Origin of the sequence: Jatrophihabitans sp. (genome assembly GCF_035474675.1) — a bacterium.
Lineage (GTDB): Bacteria > Actinomycetota > Actinomycetes > Mycobacteriales > Jatrophihabitantaceae > Jatrophihabitans_A.
In genome coordinates this window covers 23408-40955 of the sequence record NZ_DATINC010000118.1, presented here as the reverse complement: position 1 = coordinate 40955, position 17548 = coordinate 23408, and the positions used below count along the sequence as shown (strand labels likewise).

Genomic DNA, 17548 nt, shown 5'->3' with positions numbered 1-17548 from the left:
CTCACCGGCAGGCTCGGTCTCACCGCCAGGCTCGGTCTCACTGGCTCCCGGGCCTGACCGGCAGCACCTCCGCGTAGACCTCCGCGGTGCGAGCGGCCACCGCCGTCCAGCCGAACTCCTGCCGGGCCCGGTGCTGGGCGGCTGCCGCGCGCCGGCGCGCGGCGGCCGGATCGGCCACCACCTCCCGCACCACCGCGGCGATGGCGGCCGGGCTCTGCGGGACGAACCGCAGCCCGGTGACCCCCGGTTCCACCAGCTCGGCCAGGCCACCGGTGTCCGAGACCGCCACTGGGGCGCCGGCCAGCTGCGCCTCCAGCGCCACCATGCCGAACGGCTCGTACAGCGAGGGCACCACCACCAGGTCGGCGGCGGCATACAGCCTGGCGAGCTCCCGTCCGTCGAGGAAGCCGGCCCAGTCGATCAGGTCCGCCACGCCGTACCGGGCGGCCCGGTCCTGCTGGTCGGCCAGCTGCTGGCCGGTGCCGGCCACCACCAGCCGGACCCCGGGCAGCTCGTCGCGCAGCAGCGGCAGCGCCTTGATCAGCTCCTGCAGGCCCTTCTCGTGCACCAGCCGGCCGGCGAACACCAGCAGCGGCCGGCCGGTGTAGCTGCGCGCCGGCCGGGCACTGCCTGCCGGGGGTTCGGCCGGCTCAGGATCCGCGCCGTTGCCGATCACCCGGATCTCCTCCGGCGCCAGCTGGAACAGCGTGCTGACCTCGCAGGCCATGAAGCGCGAGCAGGCGATCACCGCCGCGGCGTCGCGGCACAGCCAGCGCTCGGCCGAATGGATGGCCCGGGCCACCGGCTCGGCGAGCCAGCCCTGCTGCCGGCCGTGCTCGGTGGCGTGCACGGTCACCACCACCGGGCTGCCGGTCACCTGGTGCAGGGTGTGCGCGGTCTGGGCCACCAGCCAGTCGTGGGCGTGGATGACGTCGGGCTGCCAGCCGGCCACCAGCCGCAGGCCGGCCCGGGTCAGCGAGTGCTCGAAGGCCTGGGTCCAGGCCAGCACGCTCTCGCTGCCGAAGTCGATGGCCAGCTCGTCGGCCGCCGCGCGCCAGACCGTCACCGGCCCGATCCGCTGCTGCTCGGGCTCCGGGCGGCTGCCGCGGGTCAGCACCCGGACGTCGTGCCCGGCCGCCGCGAGCTGGCGCGCCAGCTGGCCGACATGCCGGCCCAGGCCGCCGACCACCAGCGGCGGGAACTCCCATGACACGATCAACACCCGCACTCAAGAGATGGTGCCCTACCGATGACGCAGCCGAACCCGTCGCACCCGCCCCGGCCGGGAGCCGCGACCGCAGAACCGTCCGGTCCGTCCGGCGAGCGGGCCGGCAGCCAGCTGATGGCCGGCGTGGTACTGCTGGTGCTGGCCCTGGTGGTGTTCGGCGTCTCCCGGGTGGTGGCGGCCCGCCAGCAGCATGCCTACGACCAGGGCGCCAGCCCGCCGCCGAGCTACACCATCACCGCCGGCCGGACCTACCAGCTGTCGGCGGACCGGTCGGTGGCCGAGCTGAAGCAGGCCGGCCTGCTCAACGACCTGGCCTGCTTCACCACCTCGGTCACCGGCGAGCAGAGCCCGCTGGCGCTGTCCTCGACCGCCGACGACGACCGCAACCTGCACCTGTTCGCCACCTTCATCGCCCCAGTCACCGGCAGCATCGCAGTCAGCTGCACCGGCATTGCCGGCGTGTTCGTCGACGACGCCGACAACGCGGCGCCCGACCGCAGCGCCGTCCTGGTGCTGCTGTCCGGCGGGATCGGTGTGCTGGGCGTGATCGCCGCCTGCTCGGGCGGCTATGCCCGCCGCCCGCGCGAGGTCGAGGAATGACCGGCCCCGACGCGGCCTATTCCGGCGGGCCGGGCAGCACCGACTGGGACGCCTGGCACGCCGACTACGCCGATCCGGCCTCCGCGCTGTCGGCCCGGCTGGAGGTGGTGCAGTCCGAGATCCGCGCGGACCTCGACCGCCGGGCGGCGACCGGCCGCCCCGGGCCGCTGACCGTGCTCAGCGCCTGCGCCGGCGACGGACGCGACATCCTCGGCGTGCTGGCCGAGCCCGCGTACCGGCCCGGCGCGCGGAACCCGGTCGCGGTCAGCCTGCTGGAGACCGACCGGCGCAACCTCGACCGGGCCGAGCGGTTCTGCCGGGAGGCCGGCCTGTCCGGCGTGCGGCTGCTGGACCGGGACGCCGGGGTGTCGGACTCCTACCTCGACGCCGCCCCGGCCGACCTGGTGCTGATGTGCGGGGTGCTCGGCAACCTCACCGACGCCGACGCCCGGCAGCTGGTGGAGTTCCTGCCGGCGCTGTGCCGGCCGGGCGCGACGCTGATCTGGACCCGGTCCCGACGTGCGCCGGACCTCACCCCGGCGCTGCGCGAGTGGCTGGCCGGCGCCGGGTTCACCGAGCTGGCCTTCACCGCGCCGCCGGGCGTGCTGGGCTCGGTCGGGACGTGCCGCTTCGACGGCCAGCCGGCGCCGCTGGTGGCGGGCCGGCAGCTGTTCCGCTTCATCCGGTAGATCCCGGCCGGCTCCGCGCGCCCCTCCGGCTCGGTGCCGCCGGCGTCAGTGCTTCGCGGACACCGGCGTGGGTTGACCACCTCGGTCGGCCGACGGGTTCCGCCGCATCGACCACCTCCGGGTGATCGGCCGCTCGAAACCGCAGTACAGCAGGTGCGCCACGGCGACGGTGACGACCAGGGCGACGGCGAGCAGCGCGATGCCGGTGGTCAGCGAGAAGAACTGCTCGTCGAAGAGCTTCCGGGCGTACTTCATCACCATGGTGAGAACGATGAAGTGCAGCAGGTAGAAGGCGAAAGAGATGTCGCCGAGCCATCGCATCGGGCGGCTGGCGAGGAACGACGACCGGCCCCGGCTGTCGGCAACCGCGGCTGCCGCGATCAACAGCACCATGGGGATCACGCACAGCACGCGCTGCGCGTACAGGTAGGGGACGTAGGAGGTCGCGACGTAGGTCGCGGCCAGCAACAGGGCCGAGTTCGCCATCCCGATGTTGCGCCAGCGGCCGGTCAGCACCAGCCGGGCCACCAGGATGCCCAACGCGAAGTCGAACATCCGGACCGGCGGCAGGATGTAGACCAGCCAGTACTGCAGCGGCGAGGCGTCGAAGTTGCCGGGCACTTTCGGGTTCTCCGACAGGAACGCGTAGGCCAGCACGGGTGCGGCGACGATGGCCGCGAACGTGCCCGCGGCCCAGTACTTCAGCCGGCTCGGCTCGATCCGGTCGGCCAGCCGGAGCAGTAACGGGAAGCAGGCGTAGAAGAACGCCTCGGCGCCCAGTGACCAGCTCGGCGGATCGACGCTGAAGTTGGTGAAGAAGTCGGGCACCCAGACCTGCAGCATGAACAGGTTGAGCACCGCTCGCCACGCCGGGGTGCTCGAGGCGGCGAAGAGCACCATCGCGAGCACCCATGCCACGACGTAGTTGGGATAGATCTTGAGCAGGCGCCTGCGCCAGAAGGCTCTGACGGTGTCGTTCACGCGTGCGGACCAGGTGAGCACGAACCCGCTGAGCACGAAGAAGAAGGTCACTCCGACCGCGCCGGCGTTGGAGGCGATCCGGGCCCAGTGACTGCCGGTCGCGCCGTAGCCGAACACGGCCAAGGTGGGTATCTGCAGCGAGGAGTGGTAGCAGAAGACCATCAGCGCCGCGACGAAGCGCAGCCCCGTCAGCGAATGCAGTCGGACGTGCGTGGACGGGCCGGGCCGCAGCGCGGGGTTCTGCGGGGTCGCTGTTACCCGGCCCTGGGCAACAGCCATTTCCTGTTTCGTCATCTGGGGGACTCCGTCACGGTGGGGGTTATTCCATCGGGGGTTTCTGTGCGGGTCGTGCGAACGGTGCGAGAGATCTCCAGCGGTCGTGCGGGCAGATCCTGAGCGGGGGAAGGGGTTACAGGTTCTGGGCGGAGTTCGTTGCGTTGCCGGTGCTCACCGCGGGGCTCAGCAATTCCTCACCGTTGCCGGACCACGAGGAATCGTCGGCCTGTGGTTTCGGAGTGGTGAAATTGATCGCGACCAGCAGGGTCAGCAGGATTCCCGCCGCGCAGACGAATACCGCATGCCGTAAACCGTCGTTGACCGCAAGCTCCAGCGCGGAGCCGGCCGAGGCATCGCCGACCCCGATGTTGGCCACCGCCACCAGCGCGGCAAGGCCCATCGCATAGCCGATCTGCTGGCCGGTGGACACCATCGCGCCGGCGACACCCTGTTCGGTGGGTGCGACGTCCGTGGCGGACGCCGCGAACACGGTGGTGTAGACGACTCCCTGCGGAATGCTGAGCAACACGAAACTCGGGGCGACCGCCAGGTAGCTGGCATCGGGGGACAGGCTGATGCCGAGCAGGACGACCGCAACCGCGCCCACCGCGAGGCTGACGATGAGCGTCGGCCGGACCCCGAACCTGGTGGCCAGCCGGCCGCCCAGCATCGATCCGGCGAATCCGCCGACCATCGGCGGCAGGTAGGCCATGCCGGTCCGCAGCGCGCTGTAGCCGTGTACGTCCTGGAAGTAGACGGTGATGAAGTAGAGCAGCGTGCCGAAGGTCGCCATGAACAAGGAGGCGACCACCACGCCGGTGGCGAGGTTGCGATTGCCGAACATCCGCAGCGGCATCAGGGCGTCACGGCTGCGGGACTCCACCAGCAGGAAGACGGCGAGCAGCACGATCCCACCGATCGCGCTGGCCAGCACGCCGCCGGAGTTCCAGCCTGCCACCGGACCCTCCACCAGGGTCAGGACCAGCAGCGTCGCCCCGCCGGTCACACTCAGCGCTCCCGGGATGTCGAAGCTGCGGTTGCCCTCGGTCACTCGGTCGGGCGCGATCAATGGGAAGGCGAGCAGCGCCGCGGCCCCGGCAAGCACCACATTGACGAGGAAGACCGCATGCCATCCGAATGCCTGGGTGAGCACGCCGCCGAGCAGCGATCCGATCACCATGCCGCTGGCGCCGGCGGCTGCCCATACCGACAAGGCCCGGTAGCGGGCCGGCCCGTTGCCGAACGAGGTGTTCACCAGGGCCAGCGTGGCCGGGAACAGGAAGGCACCGCCCAGGCCCTGCACGGCGCGGGCGAGAATCAGGGTGGTTGCGTCGTTGGCCACTCCGCCGGCGAGCGAGGACACCGCGTACAGCACCAGGCCGGTGACGAACATCCGCCGCCGGCCCAGCAGGTCGCAGGCCCGTCCGCCCAGCAGCAGAAAGCCTCCGAAGGCCACCGCGTAGGCGCTGATCACCCACTGCAAGGTGTGCGCGGAGAAGCCGAGGCTACTTCCGATATGTGGAAGCGCAACATAAACAATGTTATAGTCAATCGAAATTATTAGCTGGGCGAAGGCCAGTAGCGCCAAGGCGAAGCCGGAGCGTCGCCGGTGCAGCAACCGGTCAGGTGAAACTTCAGCCCGAGCAGACATGATCTGTAATTCCAATCACGAGTAACGAGAAACTTCGCCAGTGCAGATTCACTTTGGCTGTGACGCCGAGGCAACAGTCGCATATTCACCGCATAGCAGCATGGGACCGGTCTCCCTAGGATTAGCAATCCTTGGTTGGGTGGTTGGCTGGAGGACAGACTCTTGAGCATGAACCGCGCAGACCTCGCCGACTTCCTCCGTCGTTCGCGCGAGCGCATCCGCCCGGAGGATGTCGGCCTGGCCCCCGGCCTGCGGCGGCGCACGCCGGGGCTGCGACGCGAAGAGGTCGCCCAGCTGGCCGGCATGTCCACCGACTACTACATGCGGCTCGAACAGGGCCGCAGCCCGCAGCCCTCGACCCAGTTGCTGTCGTCGCTGACCCGCGCCCTCCGGCTCACCGAGGACGAGCGCGATCACCTCTTCCTGCTTGCCGGCCACCGGCCACCGGCGGGCCGGCGGGCGGGCAGCCACGTCCGGCCGGGCCTGTTGCACCTTCTCGACCGGCTGCAGGACACGCCCGCCCAGATCATCAACGACCTCGGCGATCTGTTGGCGCAGAACGACCTTGCCGAAGCACTGTTCGGCTGTGTCTGTACGGTGCGCGAACAGGATCGCAATATCGTCTGGCGCTGGTTCACCGATCTCTCCCAGCGGCAGGCATATCCTGCCGAGGATCACGACCGGTACAGCCGTCTGCACGTCGCCGACCTGCGAGCCGCGGCGGCCAGACGTCCCAATGACCACGACGTGAAAAGCCTGGTCAGGCGGCTCAACGAGGCAAGTCCGGAGTTCGCCGAACTGTGGGCGCTGCACGAGGTGGCAGTGCGCCGGGCCAGCCGGATCAGGGTGCTGCATCCGCTCATCGGCCACATCGAACTGAACTGTGAAACCCTGCTGACGCCCACCGAGGATCAGCGGCTGCTGATCTTCTCCGCCGCACCCGGCACCGATTACGTCCACGACCTGGAGCTGCTGCAGGCCATCGGCCACGAGCAGTTTCCCGGCGCCAGTTCCAGGCCGCGCGGGGCCTGACCGGAAGCTGAACCGGGGCCCGCGGGACCGAACCTCGCCGACCGCGGTCCGCTCTCGCGAGCGACCGCCGAGTCCCGCCCGGGCGGACGGCCCATACTCGCCACGGCTCCAGTGGCAACCCATTTGTGTTGTTTGTCGGAGTTAACAGACTATCCAGCTACCTGACATATTTCGCCATGATTCCATGGCGCGGGCCGTCCTGACTCCCACAAGATTGACCTCGGCCGCTACAGCCACTGCCCCCGGGCTGTCCCCCTTGCCCCCTGCTGGGAGTCAACACCCATGACGAACATCGCTGTCGTGTACTACTCCTCCACCGGTAATACCCACATCCTGGCCAACGCAGCCGCCGTCGCGGCGCAGAAGGCCGGGGCGGAGGTACGGCTGCGCAAGATCCCCGAGCTGGTCAGCGAGCCTCCCACCACCGACCGCGAGGCCTGGACCCGCCATGTCGAGGCGACCCAGGACGTGCCAGCGGTGCAGCTCGCCGACCTGGAATGGGCCGACGCGCTCCTGTTCGGGACGCCGGTCCGATTCGGCCTGCCGGCGCCAGCCCTGATGCAGTTCATCGACACCACCGCCGCGCTGTCCATCGGCGGCGGGCTGGCCAGCAAGACCGTCTCGGCCTTCGCCACCGGCTCCGCGCCGCACGGCGGTCAGGTCAGCGCGATCCTCGCGCTGCACAACAGCTTCTGCCACTGGGGTTCGGTGATCGTGCCGAACGGCTCTACCGACCCGGTGCTGTTCCTGCCCACCAACGGCAATCCGTACGGCAGCAGCAACGTCTCGCGAAACCAGCCCGGCAACGTGACCGAGGACAATCTCGCGGCGGTCGAGTACCAGGTCCGGCGGCTGCTCGACGTCGCGACGGCACTGGCCGGCAGCCGCGGGCTGGCGGACTGAGCGGGTGGAGATCGTGATGAGTACCCGACGCACGCCCGGACGGGTCGGACCGCCCGCCTCCCGGCCGAGGCGGCTTCGATGACCGCGGCTCCGATCGACCTGACGGAGAAGGGCGCCCTGCAGCAGCCGGCCTGGGACGACCTTGCCGAAGTCCGCCGGATCAAGGAGAGGCTCGCCGAGCAGCCGGCGCTGGTCGCCGCCGAGGATGTCAGTACCCTGCGCGGGTTGTTGACCAAGGTGGCTGCCGGCGAGGCGTACGTAATCCAGGCCGGCGACTGCGCGGAGGACCCGGCCGAGTCCACGATCGGCTACGTCGCCCGCAAGTGCGGCCTGCTGGACGTGCTGGCCGGCACCCTGCAGATGAACACCCACCGTCCGGTGCTGCGGGTCGGGCGCATCGGCGGCCAGTACGTCAAGCCGCGGACCAGGGCGACCGAGGTGGTCGGCGGGGTCGAGCTGCCCTTCTACCGCGGTCACATGGTCAACAGCCCGGAGCCCGATCCCGAGCTGCGCAAGGCCGACCCCAAGCGGTTGCTGGCCGGCTACCGAGCCGCGCGCGAGGTCATCAAGAACATCGGCTGGTCCGATCCCGGCTACGCCGGCATGCACTCGGTGTGGACCAGCCACGAGGCGCTGCTGCTGGACTACGAACTGCCCCTGCTGAGGCGCGACGACCAGGGCAATCTCCTGCTGGCGTCGACTCATTGGCCATGGGTCGGCGAGCGGACCCGCCAGGTGGACGGCCCGCACGTGGCGTTGCTGGCGCACGTGGTGAACCCGGTCGCCTGCAAGGTCGGACCCTCGATCTCGGAGGAGGAACTGGCCGCGTTGTGCGATCGCCTCGACCCGGACCGGGAACCCGGCAGGCTGACCCTGATCGTCCGGATGGGGGCGACCACGGTCGCCGACCGGCTGCCCGCCCTGGTACGCCTGGTACGCCGGCAGGGCCATCCCGTCATCTGGCTCTGCGACCCGATGCACGGCAACACCGTTGTCGCCCCGGACGGCCTGAAGACCCGGTTCCTCGAAGCGATCATGCGTGAGGTGCGGGACTTCCAGCGAGCGGTACGCGATGCGGGAGGCACGCCCGGCGGCCTGCACCTGGAGACCACTCCGGACGCGGTGACCGAATGCGTGCTCGACGCCACCCAACTGGCCGAGACCCGCGTCAAGTACACCAGCCTGTGTGACCCGCGACTGCGTCCCGACCAGGCGGTCAGCGTCGTCTCGGCCTGGACCGGGTAGTTCCGGCCGGCCCACATCCTCGCTCCCTACAGGCATCGCCCGGAGGTGTCAGTCAATGTCGAACAAGGTCGCCCTGGTCACCGGGGCAGCCGGCGGGATCGGCTCGGCCGTGGTCCGCACCCTCGCCGAGCGGCAGATCGAGGTCGCCGCCGTCGACCGGGACGGTGACCACCTTGCCCAGGCGGCCAAGCAACTCCTCGCCGACGGGCTGCCGGTGCGGACGTTCTCCGCGGACGTGACCGACCCGGAGAGCGTCGAGACGATGGTCGAGGCCGTGGAACGGCAGGTGGGACCGGTGGACTTCCTGGTGAACACGGCGGGGGTGCTCCGACTCGGCTCCGCGCGGACGCTGTCGCTCGAGGACTGGTCGGCCACCTTCGCCGTCAACGCCCAGGGCGTCTTCCTGGTGTCGCGGGCGGTCGCCAACCGGATGGTGCCGCGGTGCCGCGGCGCGATCGTCACCGTGGCCTCGAACGCCGCCGGCACGCCGCGGCTCGGCATGGCGGCCTACTCGGCGTCCAAGGCGGCGGCGACCATGTTCACCAAGAACCTCGGCCTGGAACTGGCCGAGTACGGGATCCGGTGCAACGTGGTGTCGCCCGGATCCACCGACACCGCGATGCTGTGGTCGATGTGGCAGGACGACAGCGGCGCGCAGGCCACCGTCGAGGGCCGGTTGGACCAGTACAAGCTGGGTATCCCGCTGGGCAAGCTGGCCATGCCGGAGGACATCGCGGCGGCGGTGGAGTTCCTGCTGTCCGACCGGGCCGGCCATATCACGATGCACGCGCTCACCGTCGACGGCGGCGCCACGCTGGGCGGATGAGGAACGGGCGGATGAGGAACGAGCGGATGAGCAGCAGCGGCGGTAGTTCACTGCGTACCGAAAGGGAGAAGATGCCTGCGTTACCCACCATCGAGAGCTACCCGTTGCCCACCACCGCGACCCTGCCTGCCAACACCGCGCGGTGGGTCGCGGACCCGGCGCGGGCGGTGCTGCTCATCCACGACATGCAACGCTATTTCGTCCGGCCGTTCCCGACGGCCTTGCGCGAGAGCCTGGTCCAGAACGTGGTGCTGCTGCGCGACCGCGCGGTCGCCGCCGGCATGCCGATCGCCTACACCGCGCAGCCGGGCGGCATGACCAATGATCAGCGGGGCCTGCTCAAGGACTTCTGGGGCACCGGGATGCGGGTCGATCCCGCCGAGCGGCAGGTCGTCGACGAGCTCGCTCCGGGCGTGCGGGACTGGGTCTTCACCAAGTGGCGCTACAGCGCGTTCTTCAAGTCCGAACTGCTGGCCACGATGCGCGCGCACGGCCGGGACCAGCTCGTCATCTGCGGCGTGTACGCGCACGTCGGGATCCTGATGAGCGCCGTCGAGGCGTTCACCAACGACATCGAGACGTTCCTGGTCGCCGACGCGATCGCCGACTTCAGCGAGAGCTACCACCGGCTGGCGATCGAGTACGCCGCCCAACGGTGCGCGGTAGTGACCACCAGCGACCAGATCCTGCGATGACCGCCGACACCGTGCCGCCGGCCGACCTGCTCGGCGACATCCTCGCCGGTTCGGTAGGGGCGTATGCCTTGCTGTACCGGCCCGAGAGCGGAGACCCCGACCGCATCGACGTGCTGGCCGGCGACATCGCGCACCTGGACACGCTTGCCGAACTGCCGCTGCCGACAGCTGCCGGCCCCGGCCACCAGCTGCTCACCCTGATTCCCTTCCGGCAGATCGCCGAGCGGGGGTTCAGCTGCGTCGACGACGCCGAGCCGCTGGTGGCGATCTCCGTCACGGCGCAGGACTCGGTCCCGGCCGAGCAGGTGATTAGCCGGCTGCCGGACGTGCCGATCACGCTGACCGGTCAGCATTTCGATGTCGGGGACGACGCCTACGCCGATCTGGTGCGCCAGGTCGTCGATGAGGAGATCGGCGGTGGCCTGGGGGCGAACTTCGTCCTCAAACGCTCTTTTCTCGCCCGGATCGCCGACTACGGCCCCGCGGCCGGCCTGTCCTTCTTCCGCCGGCTGCTGCAGCGCGAAGTGGGCGCCTACTGGACGTTCCTGGTGCACACCGGCACCCGGACCTTCATCGGTGCCACGCCCGAGCGGCACATCAGCGTGCAGGCCGGCAAGGCGGTCATGAACCCGGTGAGCGGAACCTACCGCTACCCGCCGTCCGGACCGACCCTGACCGGGGTGATGCAGTTCCTGGCCGATCGCAAGGAGATCGACGAGCTCTATATGGTGCTGGACGAGGAGCTGAAGATGATGGCCCGGGTCTGCGACCACGGCGCCCGGGTGACCGGACCGCATCTGAAGGAGATGGCCAGGCTGGCGCATACCGAATACCTCATCGAGGGCCAGAGCAGCGCCGACTACCGCGACATCCTGCGCGAGACCATGTTCGCGCCGACCGTGACCGGCAGCCCGCTGGAGAGCGCCTGCCGGGTGATCGCGAGGTACGAGCCGAACGGGCGGGGCTACTACAGCGGCGCGGTCGCGCTGGTCGGCCAGGACGAGCTGGGCGCCCGGACGCTGGACTCCGCCATCCTGATCCGGACGGCGGACATAGCCGGCGACGGCCGGATCAGCATCGGCGTCGGCGCGACCCTGGTCCGGCACTCCGATCCCGGTTCCGAGGCCGGCGAGACCCGCGCGAAAGCCGACGGGCTGCTCTCGGCTCTCGGAGCGAACGCGACCCCCAGCCTGGGTGGGCACCCCGAGGTCCGGGCCGCCCTGGACCGGCGCAATGTCAGCATCTCCACCTTCTGGCTGTCCGGAGCCGTGCCGGCCACCATCCAGCCGATCCTCGCGGGGCGCAGGGTCCTGGTGGTCGACGCCGAGGACACCTTCACCGCCATGCTGGAACACCAGCTTCGATCGGTGGGCCTGGCGGTGACGGTATGCAGGTACGACGAGCCGTACTCCTTCAGCGGCTACGACCTGGTCGTCATGGGGCCGGGGCCGGGCGATCCCCGGTCGTCGGACGACCCGAAGATCGCCCACCTCCGGGCGGCCATCGACGACCTGATCGAGCGCCGGCAGCCGTTTCTCGCGGTGTGCCTGAGCCACCAGGTGCTGAGCCTGCGGCTGGGGTTCGAGCTCGTTGCGCGCAGAACCCCCGCCCAGGGCGAACAGCGCGAGATCGACCTGTTCGGGGTGCGCGAACGGGTCGGCTTCTACAACACCTTCGTGGCGCGCAGCCCGGCGGGCTGGGTCCACTGCGGGCCGGCCGGCGAGGTCGAGGTCAGCCGGGACGAGCGCACCGGCGAAGTCCATGCGCTGCGCGGTGCCAGGTTCGCCTCCATGCAGTTCCATGCCGAGTCGGTGTTGACGAAGGACGGGCTCGGCATCGTCACCCAGCGGCTGGCCGAGTTGCTGGCCGGAGCGGAGCCGGTGGCGGCCGCCGAGCTGGCAGCCGGCAGCCGCGGCTGACCACGGTCGGCCGCGGGGCCGGATGGGAGGATCTCTGCTCGTGCGTGCCGCCTACATCGAATCCTTCGGCCCAGCGGAGGCGATCCGCATCGGGGACGTCCCGGCGCCCCGGCCGGGCCCCACCGATGTGCTGGTCGATGTCCGGGTGAGCACCGTCAATCCGGTGGACACCTTCGTCCGCTCGGGACTGTTCCCGACCCCTGGCACCTTTCCGCTGGTGATCAGCCGCGACTTGGCCGGTACGGTCCGCGAGGTCGGGCCCGGCGTAACCGGTTTCACCGTGGGAGACCGGGTGTGGTGCAACTCCCTCGGCCATGCCGGACGGCAGGGGGCGGCTGCCGAGCAGGCGGTGGTCGCCGCCGACCGGCTGTACCACCTGCCGCCGGAGGTGTCGATGGTGGACGCGGTCGCGGTGGTGCATCCGGCGGCGACCGCCTACCTCGCGCTCTTTCCGCACGGGCGGGTCCGGGCCGGCGACACCGTGCTGGTCGCCGGCGCGGCCGGCAACGTCGGCGCCGCTCTGGTGGTGCTGGCCGCCCAGGCCGGCGCCCGGGTGATCGCCACCGCTTCCGAACGGGATGCCGACTACTGCCGTTCGCTCGGCGCCGCCGAGGTGCTCGACTATCGCGACCAGTGCCTGGCCGACTCGATCCGCCGGCTCAGCCCGGCTGGCGTGGACCTGCTGCTGGATACCTCGGGGCGCAACGACCTGGTCACCGCGGTGCAGCTGCTGGCCCACCGCGGCCGTATCGTGCTGCTGGCCGGCGCCCGCTCCTGCCCGGTGCTGCCGGCCGGCGAGCTGTACATGAAGGACGGCTCGATCACCGGTTTCGTGATCTCACACGCCACCGTGCCGGAACTCGCCGGGGCGGCCGACTACATCAATCGGCTGCTGCCGACCGGGCTGCTGCGGGCCCGGGCGATCGACGAGCTGCCGCTCGCCGCCGCCGCCGACGTGCACCGGAGGCTGGAGAACGGCGAGCTGCGCGGCCGGCGGACCGTGCTGCGGCTGCGTACCGGCTGAGACCGGCCAGCCTGGTCGGTCAGCCGGTGGGCGCCGGCTGCAGGATCGGCGGCGTGTGCATCCACGCGATGTAGTCGTGCAGCTCCCGCTCCGACATCGCCGAGAGCACGGCGTTGCGAGCCCGCGCGGCTGGCCCCGCCGCGTGCCACAGCCGGATGCTCTCCCGGGCGGCCAGCTGGATTCGCGCGGTGCGGTGTCGCCGCTGCGCGTTGTATCTCACCAGTCGCTCCGGAAGGCCGGCCGCGGAGCAGTCCAGCAATCGCCCGAGCACGACGGCATCCTCCAGCGCCTGGCAGGCACCCTGAGCGGCATAGTGCAGCATCGGGTGCGCGGCATCGCCGAGCAGGGCGACCCGGCCGTCCACCCAGCTCTCGACCGGATCCCGGTCGACCAGCGCCCAGGACTTCCACTCGGTGCCGAGCGCGATCAACCGGCGGGTGGTCGCGCCCATGCCGGCGAACTCGCCCTGGACGGTCTGTGCCGAGACCGGCCTGCCGGCGATGGGTTCGCGGCTGCCGGTGTACCGGCTGCCGGCCAGGTTCAGGTAGCGACCTCCGGCAATCGGGTAGTGCACCAGGTGCCGTTCCGGCCCGGTCCACCAGGTGACCGACGTGGGCAGCCGCAGCTGTTCGGGAACCTCCTCCATCGCCACCATGGTGCGGTACACCACCAGCCCGGACACCCGCGGTGCGCCGTCGGCAACCAGTTGGCGCCGGATCTGGGAATGGATTCCGTCGGCCCCGATCACCACGTCGCCGGCCACCCGCTCACCCGAGTGCAGCACCACCGCGGCGGAACCGGCAGCCTGCTCGTAACCGGTCGCCGTGCAGTTGCTGCGCAGCGAGATGTCGGTCGAAGCCAGGCAGGCGTCGAGCAGCAGGCGGTGCAGCTCGGCCCGGTGCACCACCAGGTACGGGGTTCCGAACCGCTGCTGGTACTCCTCGGTCAGCGGCAGGCTCGTCACGTGCCGGTCGGTGACGCCGTCCATGAATCGCAGCTCGTCCATCCGCACGGCGATCTGCCGGGCGTCCCGGCCGACGCCGAGCGCATCGAGGGCATGGATTCCGTTGGGTGCGATCTGGATGCCGGCGCCGATCTCGGCGAATCGCTCGGCGCGTTCCAGCACGATCACCCGGTGGCCGGCGCCGGCCAGGCTCAGCGCCGTCGCGAGGCCACCGATGCCGCCACCGACGATGACTGCGTCGCTCATGTCCGAGGCCTTCTCAGCCGCCGCGCGCGGTGAGCATGCGCCCGAGTTCCAGGCGCTTGACCTTGACGGTTGCGGTGTGCGGCAGGTCTTCCAGCCGCCACTGCACCGGATCGGCCATCGGCGGCAGGTCAGCGGTTGCCTGCTTCCACTTCTGCAGGTCCAGCGACCTGCCCTCCACCAGGGACACCACCGGGACCGCCGCACCGCTCGGGCCGGCGACGATGACGACCTCCACCAGGTCGTCCAGCCTGCTGAACAGGGCGTCCTCGACGGCCAGCGTGCTGCCGAAGCCTTCGATGAGGTCCACCTCCCGGTCGAGCAGGTGGACGCAGCCCAGCTTGGTTCGGTAGCCCACGTCGCCCATCCGCCACCAGCCACCGGGCGAGACCTGCCGCTGGAAGCGCTCGTCCTCGCCGAGGTAGGTCTTGACCCGGCCGTCACTGCGGACCTCGATGTAGCCGGGGTTCGACGGCGACGGTGGCAGGCCGTTGCGACTGACCACCCGCACGCCCGTCATGCCGGGAAACGGCATTCCCACGCAACGGCCGTCCGCTGCCTCGGCATGGCGACGGGTGAAGGCACGCACCACCGCGGGCCCGATCTCGCTCTGGCCATAGAGCTGGCCGAACAGCGGCGCCCTGCGTCGGGTTGACTCGAGCAGGCGGCGCACCGTACGCGGATGGATGGCGTCGAAGGTGCTGCTGAAGAGCTTCACCCGGGCCAGCGGTCGCCGCGGGTCGCGCGCCATCTCCTCCCATGCCATGAAGGAGTTCGGGTGCGCCTCGATGACGCTCGGCTGGAACTCGGTGAACAGCTGCGCCGCGTGCTCGATGCCGCCGTCGACCATCACCAGCATCCGGAAGCCCCGCAGCAGGGAGATGGCCAGTGCCGTGAACAGCCGTGAGTGCACGAACGACACGTGGATCGCTATCGTCTCGCCCTTGCGCAGCAACGGCGACACCGCGGCAGCCTGCGGGCGGTACCGAGCTTGCAGGGTACGGCTGGTGTGGACCGCCAGCTTGGGGGTTCCGGTCGTGCCTGAGGTGTGCGTGATCAGGGTGGGCTCGTCCGGGAACACCGGTACCGGGTCGACCCGACGGGAACCGGCAAGCGAACGCAGGGTGGTCGCCGATCCGTGCTGACCGGAGGTCAGCAGGACCCGGACCGGGAGGTCGAAGACCGAATCGGTCAGCTCGGCGAGCTTGGCCTCGTCGGTGAGAAGGAACGGTGCCTGCGCGCGGTGCATCAGTTCCAGCACGGTAGGACCGTTGAGGGTGGGGGACAGCAGCATCGGCACGGCGCCGATGCGCGCGATCGCACAGGCCAGCAGGGTGATGTCGAAGCTGTCGGACTTGAACACCGTGATCCGGATGCCGGGCCGGGCGCCGACGGCCCACAACCGCGAGGCCAGGTCGGCTACCAGGTCACTGACGGTTCCGATCGGGATCCGGCGGCCCAGCTCGGGAGCCACGTCGAGATCGTGGTCGAGGACCAGCTGGTTGTCCGGATGCCGAGCCGCCCCACGCTCGAACAGCGTTCCCAGGCCGATGCCTCGATTGCCGATACGTTGCAGGTACAAGGTCAACTCCGTCGCTCGATGTAGCGGCAACCAGACAGTGCGAGTCGCGGTAGGTGGGATCAGCCCTCGTCGAGGATCTTCTTGAGCCGGTCGAGGGTTTCGGCGAGATCTCGCTCGAGCTTGGCCGACCACTCGGCGAAGAACCGCTGCTTCTCCTCGGCGTTCATCGAGGCGGTGATGCCCTGGATGCCCTCGGTCGCCGCATCCATCCGGAAGCGGTGGGCCAGCACGCTGCCGTCCGGCCCGGGCTCGATCTCGAAGCTCCAGATGCTTTCCTGCTTCTGGCCGGCCTTGGTGCGCATCGCCCAGGCGAAGCGGCGAGCGGGCTCGGCAGCCACCACCTCTGACTCGGTGGTCCAGTCCCCGCGTACCACCGGCGCCCAGGCGACCACCTCGGGAGACCGGAAGTTCTCGCCGCGGAACACCGACCCCACGGCGCCGGCCTCGCCGGATACCCAGCGCCCACCACGGCATTCCACGCTCCATTCACCGCTGCGAGGCAGGTCGGTGACGACGCGGTAGACCTGCTCCGGACTGCTCGCCACCGCTACCTGGGCACTGGCCTCGAACAACGGCGGACGGGCGGAGCGGGTTTCGGTCATGAGCACAGCTTGCAGAGCAAGCCGGAACAAATCAAAGGCCGACGGTCAGATCTGTCAAGTCTCATCGGGCGGCATCGAAAGGCTCTTCTGCTCCGCCACGCGGCGGCAGGGCAAGCTGACGAACATCCCTGCGAGGTGATTGGCCCTGCCAGCCCCGGCTGCCACTGTAGGAGCATCGCGGGTGCACCCGGGCATCCGCTGTGGCAGATGGAGTGAGATTCGTGAAGCAACCAGGACTGATCCTTGTGACCGGCGCGACCGGGCGCGTGGGCGGCGATGTGGTACGGCAGCTGGTGCCCTCCGGTGCCCGGGTGCGGGCCGCCAGCCGGAATCCCGAGCGGTGCCCGGCACCGGCCGGCGTCGAGCGGACACGGCTGGACCTGAGCCGGCCCGAGACCTTCGGCGCCGCGCTCGAGGGAGTGGAGTCGGTCTTTCTGTACGCGGTTCCCGACGGTGCCGACCGGTTCCTCGACGCCGCCCGGGCGGCCGGGGTCCGCCACGTCGTGCTGCTGTCCTCACACACCCTCTACGAGGTCGCCGAGATCCCCGAGCGGGCGCCCATCGCCGAGATGCACGAGCGGGTCGAGGAGGCGGTGCTCGCTTCGGGGCTGGACTGGACCTTCCTGCGGCCGGCGAACTTTGCCAGCAACATCCTCATGTGGGGCTGGGCCGACAGCATCCGGACGGAGGGAGTCGTCCGTTTCCCCTATCCGGACTCGACCAGCGACGCGATCCACGAGGCAGACATCGCCGCCGCGGCGGTGACGGTGCTGACCGAGCCGGTCCACCAGGGCCAGGGTTACTTCATCAGCGGCCCGGAGCCGATCTCCCAGCGCCGGCAGGCCGAAACGATCTCTGCGGTGATCGGCCGCCCGGTTCGCATCGAGGAACTGAGCCCCGACCAGGCCCGTGAGCAGCTGCGCCGGCTGCTGCCGGAATGGGTGATCGAGCCCACCATGGCGTGGTGGGCGGCTACCGACGGGGTGGACTGCGTGGTCACCGACGTCGTGGAGAAGCTGACCGGCACGCCGGCGCGCAGCTTCTCCCAGTGGGCGGTCGACCACGCGGCCGACTTCCGCTGAGCGCTG

At 70.3% G+C, this 17548-nt stretch carries 16 protein-coding genes; 10 read left to right on the top strand and 6 right to left on the bottom strand.

From position 1 onward, the window contains the following. Window positions 1-37 precede the first annotated feature (37 nt). On the bottom strand, window positions 38-1228 hold the full coding sequence (locus VLJ82_RS14330) for a glycosyltransferase family 4 protein (RefSeq protein WP_408664040.1): 1191 nt from the start codon (window positions 1226-1228) through the stop codon (window positions 38-40). Between the two features lie 21 nt (window positions 1229-1249). Here VLJ82_RS14330 and VLJ82_RS14325 point away from each other — a divergent pair, with 21 nt between their 5' ends. Both VLJ82_RS14325 and VLJ82_RS14320 read left to right on the top strand, forming a co-directional pair. Beyond that, window positions 1250-1828: a hypothetical protein gene (locus tag VLJ82_RS14325; RefSeq protein ID WP_408664039.1), complete on the top strand. Its 579-nt coding sequence runs from the start codon at window positions 1250-1252 to the stop codon at window positions 1826-1828. Beyond that, window positions 1825-2517 carry an SAM-dependent methyltransferase gene (locus VLJ82_RS14320; protein WP_408664038.1) on the top strand — a complete coding sequence of 231 codons (693 nt, stop codon included), beginning with the start codon at window positions 1825-1827 and terminating at the stop codon, window positions 2515-2517. The genes VLJ82_RS14325 and VLJ82_RS14320 overlap by 4 nt, the downstream gene beginning before the upstream one ends. Before the next feature lie 45 nt (window positions 2518-2562). Here VLJ82_RS14320 and VLJ82_RS14315 read toward each other — a convergent pair whose 3' ends face one another. Both VLJ82_RS14315 and VLJ82_RS14310 read right to left on the bottom strand, forming a co-directional pair. Then, window positions 2563-3792, bottom strand: coding sequence for an acyltransferase family protein (locus tag VLJ82_RS14315; protein ID WP_408664037.1), 1230 nt, complete (start codon window positions 3790-3792; stop codon window positions 2563-2565). A 115-nt stretch (window positions 3793-3907) separates the two neighbouring features. Next, the gene (locus VLJ82_RS14310) at window positions 3908-5425 is read right to left on the bottom strand and encodes an MFS transporter (protein ID WP_408664036.1); all 1518 of its coding nucleotides are present in this window, start codon (window positions 5423-5425) and stop codon (window positions 3908-3910) included. Window positions 5426-5593: 168 nt separating this feature from the next. On the opposite strand from VLJ82_RS14310, the gene VLJ82_RS14305 reads away from it, so the two are divergent. The 7 genes from VLJ82_RS14305 (at window position 5594) to VLJ82_RS14275 (ending at window position 13069) form a co-directional block, all read left to right on the top strand. Further along, on the top strand, window positions 5594-6457 hold the full coding sequence (locus tag VLJ82_RS14305) for a helix-turn-helix transcriptional regulator (RefSeq protein ID WP_408664035.1): 864 nt from the start codon (window positions 5594-5596) through the stop codon (window positions 6455-6457). Window positions 6458-6739: 282 nt separating this feature from the next. Beyond that, on the top strand, window positions 6740-7360 hold the full coding sequence (locus VLJ82_RS14300) for a flavodoxin family protein (RefSeq protein WP_408664034.1): 621 nt from the start codon (window positions 6740-6742) through the stop codon (window positions 7358-7360). Between the two features lie 78 nt (window positions 7361-7438). Further along, the gene (locus VLJ82_RS14295; RefSeq protein WP_408664033.1) at window positions 7439-8605 is read left to right on the top strand and encodes a 3-deoxy-7-phosphoheptulonate synthase; all 1167 of its coding nucleotides are present in this window, start codon (window positions 7439-7441) and stop codon (window positions 8603-8605) included. Window positions 8606-8660: 55 nt separating this feature from the next. Beyond that, window positions 8661-9431, top strand: coding sequence for a 2,3-dihydro-2,3-dihydroxybenzoate dehydrogenase (locus VLJ82_RS14290; RefSeq protein ID WP_408664032.1), 771 nt, complete (start codon window positions 8661-8663; stop codon window positions 9429-9431). 71 nt (window positions 9432-9502) lie between these two features. Next, window positions 9503-10126 (top strand): isochorismatase family protein, encoded by a 624-nt coding sequence (locus tag VLJ82_RS14285; RefSeq protein WP_408664031.1) that lies wholly within the window; start codon window positions 9503-9505, stop codon window positions 10124-10126. Continuing rightward, window positions 10123-12045 (top strand): anthranilate synthase family protein, encoded by a 1923-nt coding sequence (locus tag VLJ82_RS14280; RefSeq protein ID WP_408664030.1) that lies wholly within the window; start codon window positions 10123-10125, stop codon window positions 12043-12045. Before VLJ82_RS14285 ends, VLJ82_RS14280 begins: the two co-directional genes overlap by 4 nt. Before the next feature lie 40 nt (window positions 12046-12085). After that, on the top strand, window positions 12086-13069 hold the full coding sequence (locus tag VLJ82_RS14275; RefSeq protein ID WP_408664029.1) for an NADPH:quinone reductase: 984 nt from the start codon (window positions 12086-12088) through the stop codon (window positions 13067-13069). 19 nt (window positions 13070-13088) lie between these two features. On the opposite strand, the gene VLJ82_RS14270 is transcribed toward VLJ82_RS14275, so the two are convergent. From VLJ82_RS14270 to VLJ82_RS14260, 3 genes are read right to left on the bottom strand one after another with little or no spacing between them, the layout of a single operon-like run. After that, on the bottom strand, window positions 13089-14279 hold the full coding sequence (locus VLJ82_RS14270; protein ID WP_408664028.1) for an FAD-dependent oxidoreductase: 1191 nt from the start codon (window positions 14277-14279) through the stop codon (window positions 13089-13091). Window positions 14280-14292: 13 nt separating this feature from the next. Next, window positions 14293-15858, bottom strand: a complete 1566-nt coding sequence (locus tag VLJ82_RS14265; RefSeq protein ID WP_408664027.1) for a class I adenylate-forming enzyme family protein — start codon at window positions 15856-15858, stop codon at window positions 14293-14295. A gap of 59 nt (window positions 15859-15917) precedes the next feature. Beyond that, window positions 15918-16460 carry an SRPBCC family protein gene (locus VLJ82_RS14260; RefSeq protein WP_408664026.1) on the bottom strand — a complete coding sequence of 181 codons (543 nt, stop codon included), beginning with the start codon at window positions 16458-16460 and terminating at the stop codon, window positions 15918-15920. A 221-nt stretch (window positions 16461-16681) separates the two neighbouring features. Here VLJ82_RS14260 and VLJ82_RS14255 point away from each other — a divergent pair, with 221 nt between their 5' ends. Then, a complete protein-coding gene (locus VLJ82_RS14255; protein WP_408664025.1) occupies window positions 16682-17542 on the top strand; it encodes an SDR family oxidoreductase in 861 nt (286 codons plus the stop codon). Window positions 17543-17548: the final 6 nt, after the last annotated feature.

Bases quoted from the DNA above. Each gene is read 5' to 3' on its own strand.
- VLJ82_RS14325 (WP_408664039.1), top strand. From the start codon at position 1,250: ATGACGCAGCCGAACCCGTCGCACCCGCCCCGGCCGGGAGCCGCGACC.
- VLJ82_RS14305 (WP_408664035.1), top strand. From the start codon at position 5,594: ATGAACCGCGCAGACCTCGCCGACTTCCTCCGTCGTTCGCGCGAGCGC.
- VLJ82_RS14295 (WP_408664033.1), top strand. From the start codon at position 7,439: ATGACCGCGGCTCCGATCGACCTGACGGAGAAGGGCGCCCTGCAGCAG.
- VLJ82_RS14315 (WP_408664037.1), bottom strand. From the start codon at position 3,792: ATGACGAAACAGGAAATGGCTGTTGCCCAGGGCCGGGTAACAGCGACC.
- VLJ82_RS14300 (WP_408664034.1), top strand. From the start codon at position 6,740: ATGACGAACATCGCTGTCGTGTACTACTCCTCCACCGGTAATACCCAC.
- VLJ82_RS14260 (WP_408664026.1), bottom strand. From the start codon at position 16,460: ATGACCGAAACCCGCTCCGCCCGTCCGCCGTTGTTCGAGGCCAGTGCC.
- VLJ82_RS14270 (WP_408664028.1), bottom strand. From the start codon at position 14,279: ATGAGCGACGCAGTCATCGTCGGTGGCGGCATCGGTGGCCTCGCGACG.
- VLJ82_RS14285 (WP_408664031.1), top strand. From the start codon at position 9,503: ATGCCTGCGTTACCCACCATCGAGAGCTACCCGTTGCCCACCACCGCG.
- VLJ82_RS14320 (WP_408664038.1), top strand. From the start codon at position 1,825: ATGACCGGCCCCGACGCGGCCTATTCCGGCGGGCCGGGCAGCACCGAC.
- VLJ82_RS14280 (WP_408664030.1), top strand. From the start codon at position 10,123: ATGACCGCCGACACCGTGCCGCCGGCCGACCTGCTCGGCGACATCCTC.
- VLJ82_RS14290 (WP_408664032.1), top strand. From the start codon at position 8,661: ATGTCGAACAAGGTCGCCCTGGTCACCGGGGCAGCCGGCGGGATCGGC.
- VLJ82_RS14310 (WP_408664036.1), bottom strand. From the start codon at position 5,425: ATGTCTGCTCGGGCTGAAGTTTCACCTGACCGGTTGCTGCACCGGCGA.